The sequence below is a fragment of the Pelomonas caseinilytica genome (assembly GCF_021353235.1).
GTDB lineage: Bacteria > Pseudomonadota > Gammaproteobacteria > Burkholderiales > Burkholderiaceae_C > Pelomonas > Pelomonas caseinilytica.
Window position 1 is genome coordinate 1 of sequence record NZ_JAJTWT010000028.1, and the last position, 6,590, is coordinate 6,590.

The following is a 6,590-nucleotide window of genomic DNA, read 5'->3' on the forward strand; positions in this document are numbered from 1 at the left end:
CAGCCCTCCAGAACTCCCAGAAATCAATTGCCATTGAATTTGATTCTGGGAGTTCTGACCATCGGCATTCACCCCGCATCACCAGTGTTCATGCGGGTTGCGGGCGTTTTGCAGGGCCGACGACGTGGCCGGCTGCGTGCGTTATCTAGAAAACGATAACCAGTGGAAGGCCGACCTCTATTCAATTCTGGAGCGCCTATGAAGATTCTGATCTTGGAGGACGAGGACCCCAAGTACGAGGAGATCGCGGCCTACGTCCACTGGGTCATCCCGGACGCGGAACTCCAGCGCGAGAAGAACTGGCTGGCTTACACGAATGCGATCGCGAACGCCAAGTTCGACCTGATCCTGCTGGACCTGCTGGTGCCCAGGTCGGCCAAGGACGGCACCATCGACGATTACCACGAACACTTGGTGGAGGCGACGCGCGACTTCAACAGCAAGTCGTTCAGGACGCCAGCGATCGTGCTCACTCGGCACAGCTTGGACGAGGGCGACTTCGTCTACAACCTGAACCTGGTCGACATCAACGTCATCCCGTTCAGCGACCACGGCGAGTGGCGCGAGGCCCTGAAGATCAAGCTGCTGGCGGCCCAGCCCAAGAAGAAGTTCGACGTCGTCATCGTGTGCGCCCTGGAGAAGGAAGCCGACGCCTTCCAGGGGCTCGGCGACACCTGGGGCCCCGTGAAAACCATTTCCGGCCTCATCTGCCGCGAGATGCAGGTCGGCCCCTATAAGACCGTCATCGTGCGGGCCCAGCGCATGGGCCTGGTGTCGGCAGCGGTGACGTCGGCCCTGGCGCTCGACCGCTTCGAGCCGCGCCTCATTTGCATGAGCGGCATCTGCGGCGGCGTTGCCGGCGAGTCCGAGATGTACGACCTGCTGGTGACCCAGATCTGCCACCAGCATGACGCCGGGAAATGGAGCGCGACGGGCTTCAAGGCCGAGCACTACGACGTCCAGCTCGAAGTCGCCGTGCAGAACAAGCTGGTGGAGGTGGCCTCGGACAACGCGCTGCTCGCCTATCTGCTGCATGGGCTGGACGCCGGCAAGACCGAAGTGCCCGAGGGCAAGGAGCGGGTCGGCTGCAACATCAAGACCGGCGTGCCGACGAGCAGCGGCAGTGCGGTCATCGCCGAGGACGGCAAGACGGGCACATTGGCGGTCGGTCAACGCAAGCTCGCCGGCTTCGACATGGAGATCTACTCCGTCTACGAGGCGGCGAGGCACGCCACGACACGCACTGCGTTCTTCGCGGCGAAGGCGGTGGTCGACGACGGCGGCAAGAACAAGGGCGACTCGTTCCATCGCATCGCCTGCTTGCTCTCGGCCAAGTTCGTTGTGGCCGCCATCCGGTCTGGGGTTGCTGACGTCTTCAAGGACTGACGGCTAAGAGTCGGCCACAGCCCCCGCGCAAGCCGAGAAGTCGCGTTGGGTCAGAATCTGCGCTATGGGTGCTCGGCCTGGCCGACGAAAGGCGACACATTCCAGTCGGCAAATGTCGTCGCTGCACATTTAAGTCGGTAAATGTTGTCGCTGGCCAACGTCAGAATCCACCCTCACCTATTCGCTAAGTGATTGATTTTTAAATGGGTCGTCCGAATGAATCGAGGGGATCATCGTGTCGGACAGCTAAAAAGTACGGCGACTGGCGGGAACCCGTCAACGGGGGCGATCCAGCTCGTCAATGAGCGTCTTCATCTCGTCGATTTCGCGAACCTGCGTGGCGGCTATGCCGTCAGCCAGCTTGCGCACACGTGGTCGGTGATATGCGCCCTCTTGCTTGTCATGATGGCAATCGAGTGGTGCGCTCCGGTCACCGCGCACTGAGGGTGATGTCTCGTAGGTTGAGCTCGGGTGTCGATGCGTTCAAGGCGGGCGAACAAGAGCCTTTCTGGCTCGCCGGCACCTCAGAGCAGAAGGAAGGCCGCGGCTGCCACAACGGTCGGCCCGAGCGCGCCCAGAAACAATTCCCCGGCACCGACCGACTCATCGGCAAAGCCACGCTTGAGCAGGGCCAACCCGGCAGGGTTGGGCGCATTGGCGATGACCGTGAGCCCGCCGCCACCGACAGCACCCGCCACCAGCATGTACTTCGATGCGTCCGAGATGCCTTCGATCTGGGAGCCCAGATACGTCAGTGCAGCGTTGTCGGTGATGGCCGTGAGGCCGAGTGCGCCGAAGAAGAGGGCCAGCGGCTTGAGCGCGGAAACGACGGGCTGCAACCACCAGCTTTGCATGCCTCCCAGCACCACCAAACCCGCGAGGAAGAAGGCCACCAGCAGCGCTTCCTTGATGAGCAATGCGTCCTGGTGCCGCTCATAGGCCTGCGCAAACCCGAGGAACAGCAAAAAGAGGCCCAGGAAGGCGACCGGGTGATGGGCAAGCAGCACGACGCCTGCCAACAAGGCAAGATGGACCGCGATGATGCCCACCGGCACGGCGGGAGTCTCCGCATCTGCACGGCTGCTTGCCGGCGCATGCTGGATCAGTTTTCGACGGAGGACCATTGCGGCGACCGTCGCGTTCAGAAGGACAGCGAGCACCGCTTTCCAGCCAAAGGTCGAGAGCATGAAGCCGCTGTCCCAGTGCCAGGTCGTCGCCACCATCAGTACGGGCGGAGCGGCATAGGACGTCAGCGTGCCTCCGATGGACACGTTCACGAAAAGCACGCCCAAGGCCAGGTACTTGGGGGGCTCCGGCATCTCGGTGCGGAACACGACCGGAGCCAGCATCAGCGCGGCGATGGTCATGGCTGCCGGCTCCGTCACCAGCGAGCCAAGCAAGGGGACAACGGCCAACCCAAGCCAGGCGGTCGCAACCTGAGGCTCTATGGGCAAGAGGCGAACGCCCAACTGGATCACCGACTTCACCGCGTGCAGGATCGGCCGCGACCCTGCGATGACCATCACGACGAAAACGAAGATGGGCTCGCTGTAGTTGCGTGTCTCGGCATAGGTCAGGGCCTTCTCAGGGCCATCCAACAATGTCATCGCGAGGATGAGGACGATGGCCCAGAAACCGAAGACCACCTCCACTTCCCCGAGCAGGTGAAACAAACCCGCATGCCGTGGGATGCGATGGGCCAACCGCTCAAACAACCTGGTGGAGAAGGTATGGACCAGCGCGGCCGCGAATATGCAGGCGGCGACCAGCTCGATGGGTTGGAAGCTCATATCAGGAAAGCCCAGGCTCACGCCGCGCGAGGCGGCCCGACCTTCACGCAAAACCTGTTGCGCAGACCTGCCCAACACCCGCGCGCAGTGTACCGAACCGGCAAGCGATGCTTGTTCCTCGTCTCCCCGGCAATGGCCGCCGGTTGCGGACGACGTAGAGCGCGAACAGGTCCTGCACAGCCTGCTTGATCACCTTGAAATGCAGCCTCCTAGCAACCAGGGGCGCCGTTTGGCCATCAAGGAACCGATGCACGTCGAACGTCATGGCGGCTGCCAGAAGGCCGCAGAGACCTCGGGCACTTTTAAATCGAGACGACCAGCACTGCGCGTCATCCCGCCAAAATTGATTCACGGCCCGGTAGCTGGCGGGGCGCCGCAGGTTGAAGGGCGTGGCCGCCAACCAACTCCCGCACTGTTTCCGTCCATGGTGCACCTCAGCACCAGCGGTCATGTCGGGGTCGCCGTTGCAATCATTTCGCTTTTTTTTCAAAAATCCCATGCAACCTCAGGAGGGGCATTCCCACAAATACGCCTATCAAGAGGCCCACGCACGATCCGCCCCACCTATAGATACCGTGTGCCTGCGCCGGATACGTCCCCGCCGCCCAGTCCAGCACCGCCCTGCCCAGCAGTCCGAGCACGATCGAAGCCAACACAAGCAGAATTGATACGAGTATTTTTCTCATTATTTTTTTCCACAACCGCAATCACCAAACTTGGAATTGACCAAGTCAATAGCCCCACTCGTGGCAAACGTAACAAGGCCGGAGACAATTCCACCTTTTATTCCAACCATTGCATTACCCATCCCGCCTTGCCAGCCATTGGGGTTCAGCTTTCCCAGTCGGCTGACCGGAGACAGAATTCCGGAGAGCCCGCCTCCAAGTATTGCGCCCGTGGTGCCGCCATCCACCCCTCCAAGAAGGCCACCGATTGCACCGGCTACCGCTCCGATCCCCGGGGATCCAACTACCTTTCCACTGATAGCGCCTTGAATCAAACCTGACGCCGCTCCGCCTGCTTCTCCGCCCGCGGTATACGTGACTGCTCCAGAGACCGCACCAGCGGCTAGTGCACCTGGCAATGGCACCCCCGAGGCCAAAGCACCCGCAGTCGTTCCCAATCCGTTCGCAACTGAGTCTCGCACTCTGTCGCTGACACAAAAGAGTCCATAAGGGTCAATGGCGCTGACTGGATTTCCATCCACATATGCATACGTGTTGATACCGCCCGCCAAGCCGATGGGATCGGATTGAACATATCTGCCAATCGTCGGGTCATAATATCGATTCCAGTTGTACCAAAGTCCGCTCTCCGAGTCCCAGTATTGGCCCGGGAATCCAATGTTGAGACCACCGATGCTGTCAGAGACCACCGCCCGGCTGAACGAATGGTTGGACGCCCGCCACGCCACTTGTGCCGCCGAGTTGGTGACGACCTCGGGCCGGCCCAAGTGATCGTTGTGGCTGGCGAAAAAAGCTCCGCCGCGCATGAAGCCAATCATCTCGCCGGCGAGCCAGACGTAGGCCGTTGCGCCCTGCGGTCCGCGTTCGTACAGCAGTTCGCCGCCACCCCCGTAGACGTAGAGCGTCAACCCAGCACTGGTCTGTTTCCACAGCCGCTGGCTGTTGGGCGCATAGCCATAGCTGGCCACGACGGAGCCGCCCGCATCCTTGACCTGCGCCAACCGGCTGAAGGCGTCATAAACATAGGTGTGCACGGCGCCGGTAGGAGCGTTCTGCGTCATGTTTCCAACCGCGTCATAACCGAAGCTGCGGGTACCACTGCCGCCGGACACTGACGTCAACCGGTTCGAGGCCGCGTCAGTGGTGTAGGTGTAGCTGGTGCCGTTCAGGTTGTGCGTCTTGCGATTGCCACTCGCGTCAGGCACGAAGCTTTGGTCCGCTCCAGTGCGAAGCACGGAGGTCAATCGGTCCTCGGCGTCGTAGCCAAAGGTGGAGGACTGCCCCGAGCCGTAGACCAAGTCGTTGATTGAGGCGAGCGTGTCAAGGTTGGGGGTGTAGCCGAACTGCAGTCCATGCGCTGACCCGCCGTTGAGATTGGCGAGGCGACCATCGGCGTCATAAGTGAAGAGTCGCGGCAGGCCATTGCCGAAGCGCCAGCCGTAAAGCAGATCGGTGGCCGGCTGATACAACAGGCTGTCGACCACGACGATGCTGCCTCCGCCCGCATTGCCAAGCACCTTGCTCACGCGCCCGTAGGCATCGTATTGGAAGGTTAGGGATTGGCCGTCCGGGTAGCTCATGCTGCGTATTCCATGCGATCGCGGACACCGTTCCGCTGTGATGGCGGACAGCATTCCGCCGTGATGGCGGACACCGTTCCACGCTGATGGCGGACAGCATTCCAAACTGATCGCGGACACCGGGAGGGTGTCCTGAGTGACCCAACGAGGCATAGGCTGCCCGGCTTTTTGGCCGGGAGAGGCGATGCCCACACCAAGGGTCCTCATGAGCAAGATCAGACAAGCACTGCAACTGCTGGCCGACGCCAGCCTCAGCACCCGGCAGGTGGCCGCCGCTTTGGGCATCAGCAAGACCACCGTCAGCGAGATCGCGATGTATGCGCGCGACGCCGGCGTTGGGTGGCCCCAGGCGGCCACGCTCAGCGACGACGAGCTGCAGGCGCGGCTGTACCCGCCACCGCGGCCACGCAGCAGCACCCGGCGCGAGCCCGACTACGCATCGCTGCACCAGGAGCTCAAGCGCCCCGGCGTCACGCTTCAGCTGCTGTGGGAGGAGTACAGCGCGGGCGCCGGCGAGGCGGCCTACCGCTACAGCGCCTTCTGCGAGAAGTACCGCGCCTGGGCCAAGGGCCTGAAGCGCTCGATGCGCCAGATCCACCCCGGCGGTGAGCGGCTGTTCGTCGACTACGCCGGCCAGACGGTGCCGGTGGTGGACGCCAGCACGGGCGAGATCCGCCGCGCCCAGGTATTCGTGGCCGTGCTGGGGGCCTCGAACTACACCTACGCCTGCGCCACCTGGCAGCAGACGGCCGCCGACTGGGTGAGCGCCATCATCGCGACGCTGACGTTCATCAAGGGCGTACCCAAGTTGCTGGTGCCCGACCAGCCGCGCGCGCTCATCGCCAACCCCGATGCCTACGAGCCCGTCACCGCGCGGCTGATGCAGGAGCTGGGCGAGCACTACAGCGTGGCGGTGCTGCCGGCACGCCCCGGCCGCCCCCAGGACAAGGCCAAGGTCGAGGTGGGCGTGCAAGTGGTCGAGCGCTGGATCCTGGCTCGGCTGCGACATCGGCGCTTCTTCAGCCTGGTCGAACTCAACCGCGCCATCGCCCAGCTGCTGATCGACCTCAACCAGCGGCCGTTCAAGAAGCTGCCGGGTTGCCGAGCTGCGGCGTTCGCGGCGCTGGATGCGCCGGCCTTGAAGCCGT

General features: G+C 62.7%; 5 protein-coding genes. 2 read left to right on the plus strand and 3 right to left on the minus strand.

From position 1 onward, the window contains the following. Positions 1-198: 198 nt before the first annotated feature. A complete protein-coding gene (locus LXT12_RS26515; protein WP_233395526.1) occupies positions 199-1,386 on the plus strand; it encodes a 5'-methylthioadenosine/S-adenosylhomocysteine nucleosidase family protein in 1,188 nt (395 codons plus the stop codon). A gap of 524 nt (positions 1,387-1,910) precedes the next feature. Here LXT12_RS26515 and LXT12_RS26520 read toward each other — a convergent pair. The 3 genes from LXT12_RS26520 to LXT12_RS27000 form a co-directional block, all read right to left on the minus strand. Continuing rightward, positions 1,911-3,176, minus strand: coding sequence for a putative Na+/H+ antiporter (locus LXT12_RS26520; protein ID WP_233395527.1), 1,266 nt, complete (start codon positions 3,174-3,176; stop codon positions 1,911-1,913). A 43-nt stretch (positions 3,177-3,219) separates the two neighbouring features. Continuing rightward, positions 3,220-3,675 (minus strand): hypothetical protein, encoded by a 456-nt coding sequence (locus tag LXT12_RS26525; protein WP_233395529.1) that lies wholly within the window; start codon positions 3,673-3,675, stop codon positions 3,220-3,222. Between the two features lie 186 nt (positions 3,676-3,861). Then, entirely contained in the window at positions 3,862-5,442 is a 1,581-nt protein-coding gene (locus LXT12_RS27000) for an RHS repeat-associated core domain-containing protein (protein WP_304622791.1), read from the minus strand. A 205-nt stretch (positions 5,443-5,647) separates the two neighbouring features. Between LXT12_RS27000 and istA the strand changes: the two genes are divergently transcribed. Then, positions 5,648-6,590 (plus strand): IS21 family transposase (istA, locus tag LXT12_RS26535; RefSeq protein ID WP_349255054.1); only part of this gene is annotated, 943 nt, incomplete at its 3' end.